We start from the raw sequence: 20508 nt of genomic DNA, 5'->3' as shown, positions 1-20508 counted from the left end.
GATTTTTGAGTTACTCCCGATTTTCTAGCGGATTAAAGCGTTTTTCTTTTTAAGAGAAAATAACTGTATTAATTTTTTGAAACGTTAACATTATAATAAATGTAGGTGGTGAAGCAAATGGAGATTTTTAATTATGATAATAGAAGTTTGAGACTACTAAATATACTAGAATCTAACTTTTTAGTTCAGGATCAATATTTACTAGATGTATTAAAGGTAAGTTCAAAAACTATTAGTAATGAAATAAAATCTTTAAATGAATTATTTGAAGACTGTGCATACATAGAAAATAAAAATTCAAATTATAGTCTTTTTATTACAAAGTTAGAAGAATACTTAAAGAGAAAAAGATCTATATATGAAGCTAGTGTTAATTTTGATTCTAGTAAGGTAAGGCTAGTATATATATTTAAGACATTAGTTACATCGGGTGAAAGTACACTAATAGACGATTTAGCTTTTGAAATGATAGTAAGTAGAACAACTTTAAATTCCGATATAAAAAAATTAAATGACATTATAAGTAGTTATAATCTTGTTATAAAAGGAAAACCTAATACAGGTATTAAAGTAGTTGGTCTAGAAAAAGATATTAGAATTTTTATTTTAGAAAATATTTTTAATTATATGTACAAGGAAGATATTTTTGATAAAGATGATAATATGTTTTTTGATGAAACATTTGAAAAGTACAAAATTGATAAACAGGCAAAAGCTGAATTTTTCAGATACTTAACAGTGTCTTTAGATCGATTTGCTAATGGCTTTTATCTAGACTTTGAAAAAAAGCAATATGAAGAATTATTAAACAACTATGCACAACCTTTTATTAAAGAGATAAGAGATTATATAGAGAATAAATATAAGATAAACTTATCTACTGATGAAATCAAATTTTTAGCGATTTGCTTTGCTACGATGAGAGTTCCTACAAAAATAAATAAAATAAGAGAAAATCTAAAATATACTGAAGAGTATACAAAACTTGTTCAGGAAATTTTAGAAACAGTTGTTTACGAGTATGGACTTGAATTTGATACTTCGGATATAATTGAAGAATTTATCTATCATATATATTTCTTAATGGAACGATTAAAATACGGTGTTAGATATAACAACAATATGAAAGAGAAAATTAAAGAACAATATCCGGTATCATATAAAATTGCTAAAACTGCCAGTAAAGTAATTAATAATAAGTATAACTATATAGTTTCAGAAGATGAAATTAGTTATCTAGCAATATATTTTGAAACATTATTGAAGAAAATAAAAGTTCAATCTGAAAATCTAAGTATCTTGTTGATAACTAATTCAGGACCAGCATATAGCAAACTTATGATAAATGAAATAGAAAGTATAATAGTAAATTCACAAGTATCAGCATACACCACTTTTGAAAAAGTTGATTATAGTAAATTTAATATTATAATTTCTACTGAAGATATAAAGTTTGAAACAGAAACGCCGGTTATTTATCAAAATGAAATTTTAGATAAGATGTACTTGAAAAAAGAAATTAATTTTCTACAATATGTTAATAAAATGAATAATCCTAGTATTCGAGGAATGGAATCAGTATTGCTAAGCTCGATGAGAGAGGAGACATTTTTCAAATGTGATAGCAAAAAAACATATGCTGAAAATATTGATTTTATGATAGAAGAGTTAATAAAACAGCATTTAGTAGATGATAAGTTTTTAAAGAGAATCAGAGAAAGAGAAAAAAAATCGTCTATGATTTTTGAGAAAAATGTAGCATTTCCACATACGATAAATAAACTGGGAGATGATTTAATAATTGCTCTAGGGGTAAGTGAAAAAGGATTTAAGGATAATGAAGACTTAAAACTAATATTTATGGCGTGTGTACCTGAAGGAGAAAAAAATGGGTTGATTTTAGCTAAAACCTATGATGAATTAATTTCTATTATTAAAGATGAAAAATTAATTACAGACATATCTAAAATAGATAATTATGACTTATTAGTAAATTACTTTATAAAAAATACTAATTTATATAGATAGCAATTAGGAGGATATATGAATTTAATAGTTTTAGGAATACTCTTTATTTTAGCGTTTATTTTACAGTATGCTCTAACTTATGTTCAGTTAAATAGTTTTAAACGAAGCTATAGTAAACTTAGACGAATAGGTAGAGTAGTAATAGGAAGAAAAAAAGGTGCTGCGCGTGCGGGAGCGATTGTTATGTTAGCTATAGACGATAATGATAAGGTTATCACTGGAGAAGCTATGCAAGGAGTAACAGTACTTGCTAGATTTAAAAAATTTGAATATTTCAATGGTCTTAAAGTAGGGACTATAAATAGAGAAGATTGTAAAGCGATAAAACTATCAGCATCTTTAACTAGTGCAGTGCTTGACGGAGTTGTTAATTATAAAACAATTTCTGCTGGTGGACAGGTTGAAATGGAGCCAAGTCCATTTGGGAAATTAGCAAAAAAATTAAAATTAAATTAAATATTATAAGGAGGACAATATGGATTATATTGTTAAATTAGCATCAGGCTTTACAGGTTTATTTGACGAAGGTGCAAAAGTATTCGTAAGTTGGGTTGGAGGAATCGTACCGAAAGTATTATTACTACTTGTATTTATGAATGCATTAGTTGCTTTTATTGGACCACACAGAGTAGAAAAATTTGCTAAAGTGTGTTCTAAAAATGTAATTTTAGCTTACGGAATTTTACCATTCGTTTCTGCATTTATGTTAGCAAACCCTATGGCATTATCAATGGGTAAATTTTTACCAGAACGTATGAAACCTAGTTATTATGCATCTGCATCATATCACTGTCATACAAACAGTGGGATATTTCCACACATTAACGTTGGTGAAATTTTCATCTACTTAGGTATTGCAAATGGAATTACTCAATTAGGATTAGACGTTACACCATTAGCAATTAGATACCTTCTTGTAGGGTTAGTAATGAACTTCTTTGCTGGATGGGTTACAGATTTCACAACAAAAATAGTTATGAAACAACAAAAAATTGAATTAAGTAATGAATTAAAAGCGTAGGATTAGGAGAAATAATTATGACATACGGAACAATTAAAATAGAAAAAGGTAGTGGTGGTTTCGGTGGACCTTTAGTAGTAACTCCAAAACCAGGAAAAGATAAAATTTTATATATCACAGGTGGTGGAGCTGAACCTGAAATCGTAGAAAAAATCGTAAAATTAACAGGTGCTACTGCGGTTAATGGATTTAAAACATCAGTACCAGACGAAGAAATTTTCTTAGCAATTATTGACTGTGGTGGAACATTACGTTGTGGTATTTATCCACAAAAAAGAATTCCAACAGTTAACATTATGCCTGTTGGACCAAGTGGACCACTTGCTAAATTTATTAAAGAAGATATTTATGTTTCAGCTGTAGGATTAGACCAAATCTCATTAGCTGAAGGTAGTGAAGAAGTAGTAGTTGAGGAAAAAACTCAAGAAGAACCAAAACGTGAATTTAAATATAGTGCAGATAAAAAAGTTTCACAAAGTTTAGCAGAAAATGCTAAATCATCTGTTATTCAAAAAATCGGTATGGGTGCTGGTAAAGTAGTTCACACACTATATCAAGCTGCAAGAGATGCGGTTCAATCGATGATAACAACAATTTTACCATTTATGGCATTTGTTGCGATGTTAATAGGGGTTATCCAAGGATCTGGATTTGGTAACTGGTTTGCTAAATTATTAACTCCTCTAGCAGGAAATATTTTTGGATTAGTAGCTTTAGGATTTGTATGTTCTATTCCATTATTATCTGCGTTACTTGGCCCTGGTGCAGTAATTGCTCAAATTATCGGTACATTAATAGGGGTTGAAATTGGAAAAGGAACTATTCCACCACAATTAGCATTACCTGCATTATTTGCAATTAATACACAGTGTGCTTGTGATTTTATCCCAGTTGGTTTAGGTCTTGCAGAAGCAGAACCAGAAACAGTAGAAGTAGGGGTAGTATCAGTACTTTACTCAAGATTTATTATTGGGGTACCAAGGGTTATTGTAGCTTGGTTAGCAAGCTTTGGAATGTACTCTTAAAATTTTATAGGAAGCGGTCTTCGCTTCCTACATTAACGACATAGTCGACCGTAAATGAAGGAAATAAAAAATAAGCAAAGGAAGAATGAGTATGATAATTTATGAAAATACAATAAAAAGTAAAGGAAGTCTTGTAGGTGAATTTGGTGATGGGATGTTTATCCTTTTTGGAGATAATGCACCAGATATGTTAAAAGATTATTGTTATGGAATTGATGTAGTACCTACTAATACAACTATTGAAGTAGGTCAAACATTAAAAGTAGATGGAGAAGAGTTTGAAATTCTTGGTGTAGGTGATGTAGCTGAGAAAAATCTAGTAGACTTAGGACATCTGACAGTTCATTTTTCAGGAGATTTAGATAACCTATTACCAGGGGCAATCGTAGTGGAAGAAAAAAGCTGTCCTGCAATTGATATAAATACAAAAATTACAATAGAAAAATAATAATTAAGGAGAAATAATTATGAGTTGGTTAAATTTAGAAGGAAAAACAGTAGTAGTAACAGGAGGAGCATCAGGAATTGGAGCAGCAGTAGTTGATGAATTCTTAAATCAAGGATGTAACGTAGTAGTAAGTGACTTAGCAGAAAAAGAGTCTGATAATGATAAATTACTATATGTTAAATGTGATGTAACTAAGAGAAGCGATGTTAAAGAAGTTGTAGCTAAAACTTTAGAAAAATTTGGAACAATCGATATTCTCGTAAATAATGCTGGAATTAATATTCCTCGTTTATTAGTAGATAAAAATGATCCTGAAGGGAAATATGAGTTTAGTGACGAAGTATACGACAAAATTATGGATATAAATGTAAAAGGTCTATTTATCTTCTCTCAAGAAGTTGGACGTGTACTTGTAGCTAAAGGTAGCGGTGTAATAGTAAATATGTCATCAGAATCTGGTTTAGAAGGATCAGAAGGTCAAAGTATTTATGCAGCAAGTAAAAATGCTGTAAACTCACTTACACGTTCTTGGGCAAAAGAACTAGGTAAATTAGGAGTTAGAGTAGTAGGTGTAGCTCCTGGTATATTAGAAGCTACAGGACTTAGAACATTAGCTTACGAAGAAGCCTTAGCTTATACTCGTGGTGTAACAGTAGAACAAATTCGTGCGGGGTATACAAGTACAAAAACTACTCCACTAGGAAGAGATGGTAAATTATCAGAAGTTGCGGATTTAGTTGCATACGTAGCAAGTAATAGAGCAAGTTATGTTCATGGTGTTACGTATAATGTAGCGGGTGGAAAAACAAGAGGTTAATAGATGAAATAGGGTTAACCCCAAAGTCCTAGATTCTAAAAAAGTTTACAAGAAAACTCATAGACGCAGTGGTTTATTGATATCTAAATTCGCTTTATAAAAGCTTTTTAGATATCTAATAAACTGTGCGGGGGTGACTCGACAAAATCGATTTCTACGAAATCGCGATTTTTGAGTCACTCCCATTTTTTGTAGTTTGTGATTTTTTATTATTTCTATTATAATGATTGTAAAGAGTAAAAAGTGAGGTTGGTTAAATGGATATAAAAGCTGTGTTATTTGATATGGATGGACTAATGGTTGATACGGAAAGCTTAGCAACTGAAGCATTTATTCATAGTGCCAAAAAGCAAGGATATGATATGACAAAAGAAGAAACACTTTTGGTATTGGGATTTACTACGAAAAGTATTTATGAGTTTTGGGAGAATTATTTTAAAAATTCTGATGTTAGTGGAAAACAACTAGTAGATGATCATTATAAATATATAGAAAATATTTTATTTACTATAGGGCCAAGGAAAATGCCATATATCGAAGAGTTATTAAAATATTTGAAAGAAAGTAATTATAAAGTTGCCGTAGCTTCTTCATCAAATATGGATCATATAATTAACAATATGGAAAAAACAGGATTGAAGAAATATATAGATGAGTTTGCTAGTGGAGCTGAGGTTGAAAATGGTAAGCCAGCACCAGATGTATTCTTATTGGCTGCAGAACGTCTAGGAGTTGAACCAGAAGAGTGTTTAGTTTTAGAAGATTCAAAAGCGGGAGTAATAGCGGGTAGTTCTGCAGGAGCTAAGGTTATTATGGTTCCCGATATGTTTAAACCAGATGAAGAGTGTAAAGAAAGAACTCATAGAATTGTTGGGAATCTAGGAGAAGTTATAAGTATTTTAGAGGAGAAAAATAATGAAAATTTTAATAGATAGTGCAGATGTAGAAAAAATTAAAGAAATATCGAAATATAGAGAGATAACAGGGATAACGACTAATCCAACAATATTATCAAAAGTAGAAGGGAATATTAAAAATATTTTAAAAGAATTAAAGAAATTTACTTATGATAAATATGAAATTCATATACAAACAACAGAAAGTGAAGTTGAAGGAATATTAAGTGAAGCAAGAGTACTACGAAAGTTTTTTGGAGAAACATTTTATATAAAAATTCCTGTAACAAAGGCTGGTTTAGAAGCTATTAAACTTTGTTCAAAAGAAGGGATTAAGGTGACGGCTACAGCAGTTCTAAGTCCTATGCAAGCATTGGCAGCCGCTATGAATGGAGCAAGTTATGTAGCGCCGTATGTAAATAGAATGGAAAATGTTGGGCAAGACGCAACAGAAACAATTTCTGTAATAAGTGATTTATTAATAGATTATCCTACAGAGATTTTGGCAGCAAGTTTTAAAAATATAAAACAGATTCAAGAAGTCTTGCTTCAAGGAGCTGAAGCGGCAACTATATCTCCTGAATTAATAGAAACAAGCGTTTGGCATCCTTATACAGATAAGTCTGTTATAGATTTTGGAATTGATTGGAAAAATAAATTTGGTGATAAAAAAATTATTGATATGATATAATAATTAATAAGAATAAAATATGTTTTGAATTGGAGATTAGTATGGATAACATAAATAATGTAGAAGAAATGACAGATAAACAGTTTATGGAGTATAAAGAAACTCTTCTAAAGTTAGTTTTAGAAAAACTAGAGAGTAGTGAGACACTAGAAGAAGCTAAGAATAAAATAGAAAAGTTAATAAAATAATGTTTAAAATCAACTTAATGAATAACTAAAAATACTAAGTTATTAAGCTTAGTAGTGGAGTTATAATGATATTGAGTTGATTTTAATATAAGGAGAATTAAATGATCGGTCTTGTTTTTGATGTGGATGATACTCTGTATGAACAGATAGTTCCATTTAAAAATGCGTTTAGGAGTCTATTTGATATAGATATTGATATGGAGAAATTTTATCTTTTGAGTAGATATTATAGTGATGTGAAATTTGAAGCTTCTAGAAATGGTGAGATGACGATGGATGAGTATCATATTTATCGAATCCAAGAAGCGGCAAAAGATTTAGGTGTATATCTAACAGATGAACAGGCTCTTAGTATGCAAAGGCAATATAAGAAAAATCAACAAATACTAAAAATGTCTGATACAACGATAAGTATTTTGGAACTTGCTAAAAAGAATAATGTGAAGTTTGGTGTCATAACTAATGGTCTTAGCGATCATCAATGGGCTAAAGTGAACGCTTTAGGTGTTGAAAAATGGATTCCTAGAGAAAATATTATTGTTTCAGGTGATTTAGGAATAAACAAACCGGATGTTAGAGTATTTGATGCTATGCAAGAGAAGTTACAACTAGGAGTTGAATCTTTATATTACATTGGTGATTCTTTAGAAAATGATATAGTTGGAGCGAATAATGCGGGATGGAAAGCGATTTGGATTAATCGTTATAATAAAGAATATCCACCAGGTACTGAAATGTATAAAAAAGTTCAAAACAATTATGAATTGTTTGAAATTATTAAAGAAATAATTGAAAAATAAGACAAAAGTATTTTAGGATACGAATTTTTATGGTAAAATTAATTATATATATTCAATAAAATATTTGTTTTAGGTATTGAATAATCATAATCTTGTATACAGGAGGAAAAGATATGAAATTAGTATTTTTTAATTTAAGAGAAGATGAAAAGAGTGCTTTAGAAAGTTGGAGAAATGCTCATCCTGAGGTTGAAATTGACGTTTATACAGAAGAACTTTCATCTGCTAATAAACATTTATTAGAAGGAAAACAAGGTGTAGTTTTAGCGCAAAATAAACCTTTTGAGAGCGATGTATATGAATATGCTCATGAACAAGGTATTAAAGTCTTTGCGACTCGTTCTGCAGGATTTGATATTTATGATTTAGAGTTAATGAATAAATTTGGTATTAAAATGACAAATGTACCATCATATTCACCAAATGCAATTGCTGAGCACGTACTTACGACAGCACTTAGAATTAGTAGAAATACTAACAAAATCCAACGTAATTTAGAAAGACATAATTTCTCTTGGAATCCAGGGATTTTATCTCGTGAACTTAGAACTTTAACAGTAGGGGTTATTGGTACTGGAAGAATCGGTACTCAAGCTGCTAGATTATTTAATGGTTTAGGATCTAAAGTTCTAGGGTATGATGTTTATCAAAATGAAGCTGCAAAAGAAGTTTTAACTTATGTTGAGAATTTGGACGAATTAATTACAAATTCTGATGTAATAACTATTCATATGCCAGCTATTAAAGAATACAACCACATGGTAAATGATGAGTTTATCTCTAAAATGAAAGATAACTCAATTTTACTAAATGCTGCTCGTGGTATGCTAGTTGATACTAAAGCTGTATTACGTGCTTTAGATAGTGGGAAACTTCTTGGAGCAGGGTTAGATGTATATGAAAATGAAAGTAAATATGTTCCTAAAAACTTTGAAGGAAAAGAGTTCGATGATGAGTTGTTACAAACTTTAATTGATCGTGATGATGTAATTTATACACCACATACAGCGTTCTACACAGAAACTGCGATTCAAAACCTTGTAGATGGTGGACTAGAAGCTGCTGTAGATGTAATTACAACTGGAACATCTGCGAATGCTGTAAATAAATAAAGAAAAAACTTAATAGAAAACATAAAAAGTTAGTTTTGTAATGTATGACTTCCTTGACGAGAGAAATGTTTTTTTCTTGAATGTTAAAGAAGGTCTTATTGCAGAGCTAACTTTTGTTTTGTAAAAATTAAAGATAAATTTTTCTCTATGGTGAATTTATGTAAATCGAAGGCTGGTAAAATATTATTTTATTAAAAAGAAGATAAGGACCATCTATTATTTTAACGTTATATTTTGATATTTAATATTTTGTTATTTTTTTATTAATACATTAAATGTATACGCGATATTGTCTATTCTTATTTGTGTTTATAGTTTTTATTTGAGTAATTATAGTTAAAATATACTTAAAAATAATGTGAAAGTATTGAAACTTTAAAGGGAAAGGTATATAATGAATTTATCATTATAAATTTTAAGTGTAAATATAGAAGGAGAGAAAAATGTTATTTAATCGACAGGGAGTTCAACAAAAAAATTGGCGCATGGTTAAAAAAGGAAAACAGATCCTTTTGGTTGTTCGTTATTTTTTGTTGTTGGGGGAATGAGTATTAGTGGCTCGCAAGTGGCGCACGCAAGTGAAACAAATGCTTCAAGAATAGTTGGAGAAAAAGTTGTAGCAAATAATACTAGTAGTGAAATATCTGGAGGTAAAGTTTCAACACTAGAAAAAGAGCGAATACCAGAAGATATTGATGATAAGAAAGTAGAAAAAACAAAACAAACGCAAGACGTTGAGAAACCTGCTGAAAAGAAAGAGCAGAAGGAAAACTTGACAAGTGAATCAGGAGAAAAAGCTCTTATAAAAAAAGAAGTTAATAAAAAAGAATTAAAAGACCTGGTTGATAAGATTAAGAAAACTGATATCAGTAAAAAAACTGAAAAATCAGTAAAAGAGCTTAATCTTATTTTGTCACGTGCAGAAAAGGTATTAGCTAATACAGAAGTAACTCAAGAAGAAATTGATAAAGAAGTAAAAACTCTTAAAGAAGTTTTTGATAAATTAGAAGATAAACCTAGGGAAGATAATAAATCGGAAGTTAAAGAAAAAGTTGAATCTAAAAAAGATGAAAAAGTAAATTCTGAGAAAGAAATTAAAGAAAAACAACAAGATAATAATACAGAAGATGTTGCTAGAAGATATAATGAGAAAATAACTAAAGCAACTAATATTGCAAAAGAAATCAATAGTTTAGCAAGCGAAATAAATTATGATTTCAGTAATTCTGAAAAAGAATTAGTTAATAGTATTGAAAAACTTCCAACTACTGATAATAATAGTGAAGAAAGTATTCAAAAATTACTAAATGAAGCAATTTATCTTCGAAATAGAGTAGCTAATAGAGTTACTCGTGCTAATTCAGGAAGACGAGACCCACGAAATGGGAAAATGATTGAGACCAATGGAGAAAGTACGTTTAGAGGGATTAGATTTACACCATTAGAGAATAGACAAAATGATAAAGTTGTTAGTAATGCAAATACTAATTTGACATATTTTAATTCTGATAATTTTTGGATTAGAACACAAGTTAAGGGAGAAAAATTTAGACACGATAGTTCTAATACGTACTATCTAGTAAAAAAAGTAACTCTTTCAGGAAAACCGTTCAAAGACTTATCTATAATTGTATCATCAGGAACCGGAGATCGTCGAGCGCCTACAATGATAGATAATATTAATAACCCAAATGTTCAAGCAGGTATTCTTGGGACTATAGGGTCGAATGGTCTTATAACTCCTGGTAATTATCAAGTTGTTTTAACTGTTAACGATACTGTTTCTCCCGCTAATAATTATAATATTATTTATAATGTTACAATAAAACCCCAAAGTGAACGTAATACTGTTAGAGATTTAACTCCGACTTACGTAGACGATGTTCGTCATTTAACAGAAGCTGAAAGAACAGCCTTGCTTGAAAAGTTTAAGACAGAACATCCAGATGTAGTTAATCGTGCTCAACATATAGATTTTGAACGTGCTGAAGTTTCTGCCGACGGTGCAACAATGACAATCTACTTTAAAGATGGATTTAATACTAAAACGATTCAAACAAATGCACAAAATGATGTTGAAGCAAAACATTCAAGTCTAACAACATTAATTGGTGATCCGCATGAATTTTATAAAAATCCAAGAAACTTAGTGAAATCAAAAACAAACCATGAAGTTCCTCAAACTGCTAGGGTAACATGGAAAACACCTTTTGATTTAAGCCAACCAGGGACTAAAAATGCAGTAGTTACTGTAGCATACGATAATGGTGTAACAAAAGATGTCACTACGCCTTATACAGTATTGGACTTTATAGGAAAACAAGATAAACGTATTAATCAAAATCAGAACGGTGAACTTGGAGATGCAAGAAGTTATATTACACTTTCAAATGGAACAGCTCCTGCAACTGATTTAACAATTCGTTGGAAAGGTGGTTCATCGACTGTAGATACTTCTGCTGCGGGTGTACAACATAAAGAAATTGAAATTCTTCGTGGAAATCATTTGATGAAAACTGTAACTATACCGGTAGAAATAGTGGACAATATTAATCCAACTATTACAGCACCAGATTCAGTATTATTAACAAGGTTGGAAGGATTACCAAGTGAGATAAATATTTCTGCACAGGATAATAGTAAAGGAGTAGGACTTAAAGATGGAACTGCTGTTACTGTAGAAAATCTTCCTGCACCTTTAACGTATAATGTAGCAAAATCTAAAATTGAAATAAATGGTGTTATTCCGAATAACTTCCAACTTGGTAAATCAAGTATTCAAGTGACTGTTAAGGCAGTTGATAAAAAAGGAAATACTGCGACTAAAAATATTACTTTTAATATCCAATCTCAAACACAAAAATATACAGCAGTTGCTAATCCTCAAAAACAAGAAGTGAGTTATGGTGAGACTCCTGATGCAGGAACAAGTATTCAAAGAAATGGATTACCAACAGGTACAAGATATGGATGGGCAACAGCACCTAATACGACAACAGGTCCTGGAGATAAAGCCGGAGTTGTAACAGTAACTTACCCAGATGGTTCAACAGATACAGTTAATGTAACAGTAAAAGTTCGCAAACTAAGTGATGAACATATACCAACTGGCAAGACAATTACTGTGAATCAGAATGATTCAGTAACAAATGATAAACTGAAAGCAGCGGTAACAATCAATAACAATGGTAACAGTAAAGTGAGATCGGTTACTCCAGTTGGGAATATTAGTACGGCAAATGCAGGATCACAAACTATAAAAGCAACTGTTACTTATTTAGATAATACGACAGATCCAGTTGATATACCTTTAGAAGTAAAAGACGTAACAGCTCCAATAATTCAAACACCAAGCGATAGACAAAATTGGGATTTAATTGCATTGGATAGAACATTGCCTTCAATAAGAGTTACTTCTGTTGATAATAACGGTGGAACTGGTGTTAAATCAACAACGGTAACTGGTTTACCGGATTTCTTAGTATTTGACAGTGCGACTAAAACAGTTAAATTTAAAAATGGTGTTCAAGAGGTAACGAAACTACCTGCTGGACAAGATAGTAAGATATATAATGTTAATATCCAAGTAACGGATAATTCGAATAATTCTAGTCAAAGACAGGTAACAATTACTGTTAAATCGATAACTACGAAATATACTGCAACAGCGAATTCACAAAAACAAACATTGAGTTATGGTGCTACACCAGATGCAGGAACAAGTATTAATAAAAATGGGTTACCGACAGGTACAACATACACGTGGGCAACAACTCCAAGTACGACAGAAGGTCCTGGAGATAAAGCAGGTGTTGTAACTGTAACATATCCAGATGGTTCTACAGATTTGGTTGATGTAAATGTGGATGTGCGAAAACTAAGTGAAGAACATGAACCAACAGCTACTAAAATAGTTAAAAATCAAAATGACTCAGTATCGAATGCAGATTTGAAAGCAGCGGTAACAATCAGTAACAATGGTGCTAGTAAGGTGAAATCTGTAACTCCTGTCGGCACAATCAACACTGTTGAAGCAGGGGAGAAAGAAATTACTGCAACTGTAACGTATCTTGATGATACAACAGATACGGTGAAAATTCCGTTAGAAGTAAAAGATGTGACCCCACCAACGATTCAAACACCAACAAATGGTCGAAATGTTGATTTAATTGCATTAGATAAAGCTTTTTCTCCAATAAAAGTAACATCTAGTGACAACGCTGGAGGAAGTGGTGTTCAGTCAACAACGGTAACAGACTTACCAGATTTCTTAACATATGATGATGCGACTAAAACCATCAAGTTTAAAGAAGGTACTCAGGGAGTTCCTAAATTACCAGTTGGTACAGATTCTCAAACGTATACAACTACAATTCGTGTGATAGATAATGCAAATAATAGTAGTACTTCACATTTAACTTTTATTGTGAAATCAATGACTACAAAATATGATGCAACTTCAAACACTCAAAAACAAACAGTAAGTTATGGTGAAACTCCAGATGCAGGTACAAGTGTGAATAAAACAGGACTACCAGAAGGAACAAGTTATGCTTGGAAAACAACACCAGTCACAACAGATGGACCTGGTGAAAAAGATGGAGTAGTAGAAGTAACGTATAAAGACGGTTCAAAAGATATGGTAAATGTAAAAGTTACTGTAAAAGAATTAAGTTCAGAATACGAAGTAACTGGAGCACCAATTGAAGTAAATCAAAACGATCGTGTATCAAATGATGATTTAAAAGCCAAAGTAACAGCGACATCAAAAGTAGGGAATGTTGATGGAACGGATAAAATTTCAAAAGTAGAACCAAAAGCGGAGATTAGCGCGGCCAACTATGGAGATCAAAATATAACTGCGACAGTAACATTTAAAGATGGAACAACTAAGGAAGTAACCATTCCATTGAAAGTAAAAGACGTAACGAAGCCAACTATCCAAACACCAGCAGATAATACAAACTGGGAAATGACAGCATTAGACAAAGCTTTACCAAATATGGAAGTAAGAGCTAAAGATAATGCAAATGGTAGTGGAATGAAAAACGTCACTGTAACAGGATTGCCTGATTATCTAGAATATGATAGTGCAACTTACACTATTAAATTCAAATCAGGAAAAGACACAGTTGAAAAACTACCAGAAAATACACCAAGTCAAGAATTTACTTTAAATATTCGAGCAGAAGATAATGCCGGAAATGTAAGTGAAAGAACGGCTAAAATTACAGTATTTTCAATGAGTGCGAAAAAGGATCCTACACCAATTCCACAAAATACAAGTTATGGAAAAGTACCAGATCCTAATGCAAGTGTAAGTAAAGAAGGATTACCGGAAGGTACAAATGTAACATGGAAAACACCACCTGTAGTTAATACACCAGGTACAACAACTGGTGAAGTGGAAATTACATATCCAGATGGATCAAAAGATGTAGTGACAGTAAATGTAATAGTGAGAAAAGTAAGTGAAGATTTTACAGCGACTGGAACACAAATTGAAGTAAATCAAAGGGCAGAAGTAACATCTGAAATGTTAAAAGCAGCAGTAACTGCGGTAAATGCGAAAGGTGAAAATGGAAATGCTAAAATTGCAACAGTTGAAGCCAAAACACTAATTAACACTGGGGCTTATGGAGAACAAACAATTCAAGCAAAAGTAACATATATTGATGGTTCAGAACAAGAAGTAACGATTCCATTGAAAGTCAAGGATGTCACACCTCCAACAATTCAAACACCAACTAATGGACAGAATTGGGATTTAATCGCAGTAGAAGGAGGAAATCCAAATATTGCTGTAACGAGTCAGGATAACGCTGGAGGAAGTGGAGTTAAGACAACAACGGTAACAGGCTTACCAGAATTCCTAGAATACAATGAAGCAACTAAAACAATTCAGTTTAAAGCAGGAACAACATCAGTGCCGAAATTACTAGAAGGAACAGATTTAGAGCCACATAATGTAACGATAACGGTAGTAGATAACGCAGGGAACGAAACAACAATAAATGTTACAATCACCGTGAAGTCAATGACTACAAAATATGAAGCAACTTCGAATCCAGAAAAACAAATAGTAAGTTATGGAGAAGAATTAGATGCGGGAGCAAGTATTAACAAATCTGGTTTACCTGCAGGAACAACTTATACATGGGAAACAAAACCAAGTACGACACAAGGTCCTGGGGATAAAGTGGGAGTAGTGACTGTTACATATCCTGATGGTAGTAAAGATACTGTTAATGTTACGGTAAATGTTCGTGCACTTAATGATGAGTATGATGTAGGTGGAAATGAAATCGTAGTAAACCAAAATACTCCTGTAACAAATGATGACTTAAAAGCCAAAGTAACAGCGACATCAAAAGTAGGGAATGTTGATGGAACGGATAAAATTTCAAAAGTAGAACCAAAAGCGGAGATTAGCACGGCCAACTATGGAGATCAAAATATAACTGTGACAGTAACATTTAAAGATGGAACAACGAAAGAAGTAACAATTCCATTAAAAGTCAAAGATGTAACTCCACCAACTATTACAGCTCCAGAAGAAAATAAAAACTGGGAAATGACTGCATTAGATAAAACTTTACCAAATATGGAAGTAAGGGCAGAAGATAATGCCAACGGAAGTGGAATAAAAACGGTAAGTGTAGAAGGACTTCCTGATTACTTAGAATATGATAGTACAACTAACTCAATTAAATTTAAATCAGGGAAACAAGAAGTAGAAAAACTACCAGATAATACGCCAAGTAAAGAATTTAATTTAAATATTCGTGTTGAAGATAATGCAGGAAATGTTAATACAAGAACTGCGAAAATTACAGTATCTTCAATAAGCGCGAAGACTAATCCTCAACCAAAAGATCAAACTGTAAACTACGGACAAACATCAAATCCAGAAGACAGTGTAAATAAACAAGGATTACCAGATGGAACAACGTTGACATGGAAAACACCGCCGGTAATTAATACGCCAGGTTCAACAACCGGAGAAGTGGAAATTACATATCCAGATGGATCAAAAGACGTAGTTACAGTAAATGTAACTGTGAGAAAAGTAAGTGACGAATTTACGGCGACTGGAACACAAATTGAAGTAAATCAAAATGTAGAAGTAACATCTGATATGTTAAAAGGAGCAGTTAATGCGACTAATGGTAAAGGTGAGAATGGTAATACGAAAATCTCAAAAGTGGAATCACAATCACCAATTAATACAGAGGCATATGGAGATCAAAGAATTCAAGCCAAAGTGATATATATTGATGGTTCAGAACAAGAAGTAATAATTTCATTGAAAGTCAAGGATGTGACAGATCCGACAATTTTAACTCCAGAAGAAAATAAAAACTGGGAAATAACTGCATTAGATAAAACTTTACCTGTGATGAAGATTAAAGCAGAAGACAATACAAATGGAAGTGGAATTTCTACGATTGAAGTAAGAAATATACCTTCATTCTTAGCTTTTGATGAATCTACTGGGACAATTGTTTTCAAGGAAGGTGTACAAGAAGTACCGAAAATTAAATCCGACAATACGATGTATGGTGTAACTATAATCGCAAGAGATAAAGCTGGAAATTCGACATCAATTTTAGTAAATATTACAGTTTGGTCTATGCGAGGAAAATATAATCCACAACCAAAACCACAAACAGTGGATAATGGAACAGTACCAAACGCAGAGGACAGTGTGGATAAAACAGGCTTACCAAGTGGAACTACAATCGCATGGAAAGAAACACCGGTAGTGAACATACCAGGAGAACATCCAACAATAGCGTTAGTAACGTACCCAGATGGAACAGTAGACGAAGTTACAGTACCAATCACAGTTAAGAAACAAAGTGAGACATTCACACCAACTGCGAAAGAGCCAAACCAAACTGCAAAACACGGAAGTGAACCAAGCGCAGAAGGAAGTATCAACACTGAGAATCTACCTAAAGGAACAACGTACACATGGGTAGAAAAACCAGATACAAATACAACACCAGGAAGCAAACCAGGGAAAGTATTAATCACATACCCAGATAATAGTACAGAAGAAGTTACAGTAACAGTAGAAGTAACACCACAAAAAGACGACTACAATCCACAACCGAAACCACAAACAGTGGATAACGGAACAGTACCAAACGCAGAAGATAGTGTAGACAAAACAGGCTTACCAAGCGGAACAACAATCGCATGGAAAGAAACACCGGTAGTGAACACACCAGGAGAACATCCAACAGTAGCGTTAGTAACGTACCCAGATGGAACAGTAGACGAAGTCGAAGTACCAATCACAGTTAAGAAACAAAGTGAGACATTCACACCAACGGCCAAACAACCAGGACAAACCGCAAAACACGGAAGTGACCCAAGCGCAAAAGGAAGTATCAACACTGAGAACCTACCAAAAGGAACAACGTACACATGGGTAGAAAAACCAGATACAAATACAACACCAGGAAGCAAACCAGGGAAAGTATTAATCACATACCCAGACAACAGTACAGAAGAAGTAACGGTAACGGTAGAAGTAACACCACAGAAAGACGACTACAATCCACAACCGAAACCACAAACTGTGGACAACGGTACAGTGCCAAACGCAGAGGACAGTGTGGATAAAACAGGCTTACCAAGTGGAACTACAATCGCATGGAAAGAAACACCGGTAGTGAACATACCAGGAGAACATCCAACAATAGCGTTAGTAACGTACCCAGATGGAACAGTAGACGAAGTTACAGTACCAATCACAGTTAAGAAACAAAGTGAGACATTCACACCAACGGCTAAACAACCAGGACAAACGGCAAAACACGGAAGTGACCCAAGCGCAGAAGGAAGTATCAACACGGACGGCTTACCAAGTGGAACAACGTACACATGGGTAGAAAAGCCAGATACAAATACAACACCAGGAAGCAAACCAGGAAAAGTATTAATCACATACCCAGACAACAGTACAGAAGAAGTAACGGTAACTGTAGAAGTAACGCCGCAAAAAGATGATTACAATCCACAACCGAAACCACAAACTGTGGACAACGGCACAGTACCAAACGCAGAAGATAGTGTAGACAAAACAGGCTTACCAAGCGGAACAACAATCGCATGGAAAGAAACACCGGTAGTGAACATACCAGGAGAACATCCAACAATAGCGTTAGTAACGTACCCAGACGGAACAGTAGACGAAGTAACCGTTCCAATTACAGTTAAGAAACAAAGTGATACATTCACGCCAACTGCGAAAGAGCCAAACCAAACGGCAAAACACGGAAGTGACCCAAGCGCAGAAGGAAGTATCAACATAGACGGCTTACCAAGTGGAACAACGTACACATGGGTAGAAAAACCAGATACAAATACAACACCAGGAAGCAAACCAGGGAAAGTATTAATCACATACCCAGATAATAGTACAGAAGAAGTTACAGTAACAGTAGAAGTAACACCACAAAAAGACGACTACAATCCACAACCGAAACCACAAACAGTGGATAACGGAACAGTACCAAACGCAGAGGACAGTGTGGATAAAACAGGCTTACCAAGTGGAACTACAATCGCATGGAAAGAAACACCGGTAGTGAACATACCAGGAGAACATCCAACAATAGCGTTAGTAACGTACCCAGATGGAACAGTAGACGAAGTTACAGTACCAATCACAGTTAAGAAACAAAGTGAGACATTCACACCAACTGCGAAAGAGCCAAACCAAACTGCAAAACACGGAAGTGACCCAAGCGCAGAAGGAAGTATCAACACTGAGAACCTACCAAAAGGTACAACGTACACATGGGTAGAAAAACCAGATACAAATACAACGCCAGGAAGCAAACCAGGAAAAGTATTAATCACATACCCAGATAATAGTACGGAAGAAGTTACAGTAACAGTAGAAGTAACACCACAAAAAGATGACTACAATCCACAACCAAAACCACAAACTATTACAAATGGAGATGTTCCAAATGCGAAAGATAGTATAGGAAATGTACAAGAACTACCAGATGGAACAAGAATAGAGTGGAAAGATGGAACAGTTCCTAATACTGATATTCCAGGAAATATTTCTGCAAAAATAACTATCACATATCCAGATGGAACGGTAGATGAAGTCGATGTGACAATTATAGCTAATAAACAAACTGCAAAAGGAGACCCAGAAGTTCAACTAACGTTACCAGAATTCAATGGAGGAGTAAATGGAGACCCAGAAGTTCAACTAACGTTACCAGAATTCAGTGGAGGAGTAAACGGGGATCCAGAAGTCCAACCAATGTTACCAGAATTCAGTGGAGAAGTAAACGGAGATCCAGAAGTCCAACCAATGTTACCAGAATTCAGTGGAGAAGTAAACGGAGATCCAGGAGTTCAGCCAGCATTACCGGAATTCAATGGAGGAGTGAATGGAGAACCAGAGGAACAACCAGCCTTACCAGAATTCGGTGGAGGAGTGAATGGAGAACCAGAAGAACAACCAGTCTTACCAGGATTCGCTGGAGGAGTGAACGGAGACCCAGAAGTTCAGCCAGTACTACCAGAATTTGTTGGAGGAGTAAACGGAGAGCCAGAGGAACAACCTGAGTTACTAAAATATATAGGTAGAGAAGATAGAGATACAAATGTTCATTCTAACTTCCAAGATAAAACTCCTAATCGTTCTACTAAACGTTTAGCTAATACAGGTGAAACCACAAATAATAGTGAATTAGCAGGACTAGGTTTAGCAATAGTAGGTCTATTTGCAGCAATAAAACGTCGTAAAAATGAAGAAGATTAATTTTAAATTTTCTTCAAAGTTTAAAATTTATAAACCTACATAGAAAAAGAATCCCTTGGAAATGATTATCTCCAAGGGATTCTCTATTTGATTATAAAAGAAAAGATCCGACATTGTCAGATCTTAAAATTTAATTTATTATTTTTTTAATAAGTCACGGATTTCTTTAAGAAGTTCTTCTTTAGCATCAACTTCTGGTGCTTTTTCTTCAGCTTCTTCTTTAGACATTTTATCTTTAGCTGTGTTGATAGCTTTAACGAAAATGAAGATTGCGATTGCTGTAATTAAGAAATCAATTGTGATTTGAATGAAGTTTCCGTATTTAATATTATTCCAAGCTAAGTTAGTGAAGTCTGGTTTAGCAGGGAAAAGTAATCCAATTAATGGCATCATAATATCAGTTACTAATGAACTAACGATTTTTCCGAAAGCAGCCCCCATGATAACCCCGATAGCTAAGTCTAATACATTTCCTTTAAATGCAAATTTTTTAAATTCGTTTAACATGAAATACATTTCTCCTTCTAAAAATTTTTAATACTTGAGTATAATATATCAAAATTGAAATAAAATCAAGTATAAAGTTCAATTTTTTTAAAAAAAATCAAAGAAAACGTATCCTAACAATAATTTTGGCATTATTTAAATAAATTATTTGAAAATTAAAGGAGTTGACTATAC

General features: G+C 33.2%; 13 protein-coding genes. 12 read left to right on the top strand and 1 reads right to left on the bottom strand.

Features of this window, described 5'->3' with window-relative positions; all coding sequences use genetic code 11:
* Positions 1-117: 117 nt before the first annotated feature.
* From RYK99_RS02020 to RYK99_RS01965, 12 genes are all read left to right on the top strand, one after another.
* Entirely contained in the window at positions 118-2028 is a 1911-nt protein-coding gene (locus tag RYK99_RS02020; protein ID WP_314989673.1) for a PRD domain-containing protein, read from the top strand.
* Positions 2029-2043: 15 nt separating this feature from the next.
* Entirely contained in the window at positions 2044-2484 is a 441-nt protein-coding gene (locus tag RYK99_RS02015) for a transcriptional regulator GutM (protein ID WP_031553997.1), read from the top strand.
* Positions 2485-2503: 19 nt separating this feature from the next.
* Positions 2504-3049: a PTS glucitol/sorbitol transporter subunit IIC gene (locus tag RYK99_RS02010; RefSeq protein WP_006364082.1), complete on the top strand. Its 546-nt coding sequence runs from the start codon at positions 2504-2506 to the stop codon at positions 3047-3049.
* A 17-nt stretch (positions 3050-3066) separates the two neighbouring features.
* Entirely contained in the window at positions 3067-4074 is a 1008-nt protein-coding gene (locus RYK99_RS02005; protein WP_006364083.1) for a PTS glucitol/sorbitol transporter subunit IIB, read from the top strand.
* Between the two features lie 91 nt (positions 4075-4165).
* On the top strand, positions 4166-4522 hold the full coding sequence (locus RYK99_RS02000) for a PTS glucitol/sorbitol transporter subunit IIA (RefSeq protein ID WP_006364084.1): 357 nt from the start codon (positions 4166-4168) through the stop codon (positions 4520-4522).
* Between the two features lie 19 nt (positions 4523-4541).
* Positions 4542-5339: an SDR family oxidoreductase gene (locus RYK99_RS01995; RefSeq protein WP_314989670.1), complete on the top strand. Its 798-nt coding sequence runs from the start codon at positions 4542-4544 to the stop codon at positions 5337-5339.
* Positions 5340-5596: 257 nt separating this feature from the next.
* A complete protein-coding gene (locus tag RYK99_RS01990; protein ID WP_314989668.1) occupies positions 5597-6274 on the top strand; it encodes an HAD family phosphatase in 678 nt (225 codons plus the stop codon).
* On the top strand, positions 6255-6926 hold the full coding sequence (locus RYK99_RS01985; protein ID WP_314989666.1) for a transaldolase family protein: 672 nt from the start codon (positions 6255-6257) through the stop codon (positions 6924-6926). Before RYK99_RS01990 ends, RYK99_RS01985 begins: the two co-directional genes overlap by 20 nt.
* Positions 6927-6967: 41 nt before the next feature.
* Positions 6968-7114 (top strand): hypothetical protein, encoded by a 147-nt coding sequence (locus RYK99_RS01980; protein ID WP_271988045.1) that lies wholly within the window; start codon positions 6968-6970, stop codon positions 7112-7114.
* A gap of 101 nt (positions 7115-7215) precedes the next feature.
* Entirely contained in the window at positions 7216-7914 is a 699-nt protein-coding gene (locus tag RYK99_RS01975) for an HAD family hydrolase (protein WP_314989663.1), read from the top strand.
* A gap of 113 nt (positions 7915-8027) precedes the next feature.
* Positions 8028-9026 (top strand): D-2-hydroxyacid dehydrogenase, encoded by a 999-nt coding sequence (locus RYK99_RS01970; protein WP_314989661.1) that lies wholly within the window; start codon positions 8028-8030, stop codon positions 9024-9026.
* 544 nt (positions 9027-9570) lie between these two features.
* Entirely contained in the window at positions 9571-19827 is a 10257-nt protein-coding gene (locus RYK99_RS01965) for a Rib/alpha-like domain-containing protein (RefSeq protein ID WP_314989659.1), read from the top strand.
* Positions 19828-19965: 138 nt separating this feature from the next.
* Here RYK99_RS01965 and mscL read toward each other — a convergent pair whose 3' ends face one another.
* Positions 19966-20334 (bottom strand): large conductance mechanosensitive channel protein MscL, encoded by a 369-nt coding sequence (mscL, locus tag RYK99_RS01960; protein WP_314160029.1) that lies wholly within the window; start codon positions 20332-20334, stop codon positions 19966-19968.
* Between the last annotated feature and the right edge of the window lie 174 nt (positions 20335-20508).

The organism is uncultured Gemella sp. (assembly GCF_963537375.1).
Taxonomy (GTDB): domain Bacteria; phylum Bacillota; class Bacilli; order Staphylococcales; family Gemellaceae; genus Gemella.
The sequence above is the reverse complement of the archived record's forward strand: the minus strand, read 5'-3'. Positions and strand labels throughout refer to the sequence as shown.

Coding starts and splice junctions, on each gene's coding strand:
- RYK99_RS01995 (WP_314989670.1), top strand. CDS start 4,542: ATGAGTTGGTTAAATTTAGAAGGAAAAACAGTAGTAGTAACAGGAGGA.
- RYK99_RS01990 (WP_314989668.1), top strand. CDS start 5,597: ATGGATATAAAAGCTGTGTTATTTGATATGGATGGACTAATGGTTGAT.
- RYK99_RS01980 (WP_271988045.1), top strand. CDS start 6,968: ATGGATAACATAAATAATGTAGAAGAAATGACAGATAAACAGTTTATG.
- RYK99_RS02010 (WP_006364082.1), top strand. CDS start 2,504: ATGGATTATATTGTTAAATTAGCATCAGGCTTTACAGGTTTATTTGAC.
- RYK99_RS02000 (WP_006364084.1), top strand. CDS start 4,166: ATGATAATTTATGAAAATACAATAAAAAGTAAAGGAAGTCTTGTAGGT.
- RYK99_RS01975 (WP_314989663.1), top strand. CDS start 7,216: ATGATCGGTCTTGTTTTTGATGTGGATGATACTCTGTATGAACAGATA.
- RYK99_RS02020 (WP_314989673.1), top strand. CDS start 118: ATGGAGATTTTTAATTATGATAATAGAAGTTTGAGACTACTAAATATA.
- RYK99_RS01985 (WP_314989666.1), top strand. CDS start 6,255: ATGAAAATTTTAATAGATAGTGCAGATGTAGAAAAAATTAAAGAAATA.
- RYK99_RS01970 (WP_314989661.1), top strand. CDS start 8,028: ATGAAATTAGTATTTTTTAATTTAAGAGAAGATGAAAAGAGTGCTTTA.
- mscL (WP_314160029.1), bottom strand. CDS start 20,334: ATGTTAAACGAATTTAAAAAATTTGCATTTAAAGGAAATGTATTAGAC.
- RYK99_RS01965 (WP_314989659.1), top strand. CDS start 9,571: ATGAGTATTAGTGGCTCGCAAGTGGCGCACGCAAGTGAAACAAATGCT.
- RYK99_RS02005 (WP_006364083.1), top strand. CDS start 3,067: ATGACATACGGAACAATTAAAATAGAAAAAGGTAGTGGTGGTTTCGGT.
- RYK99_RS02015 (WP_031553997.1), top strand. CDS start 2,044: ATGAATTTAATAGTTTTAGGAATACTCTTTATTTTAGCGTTTATTTTA.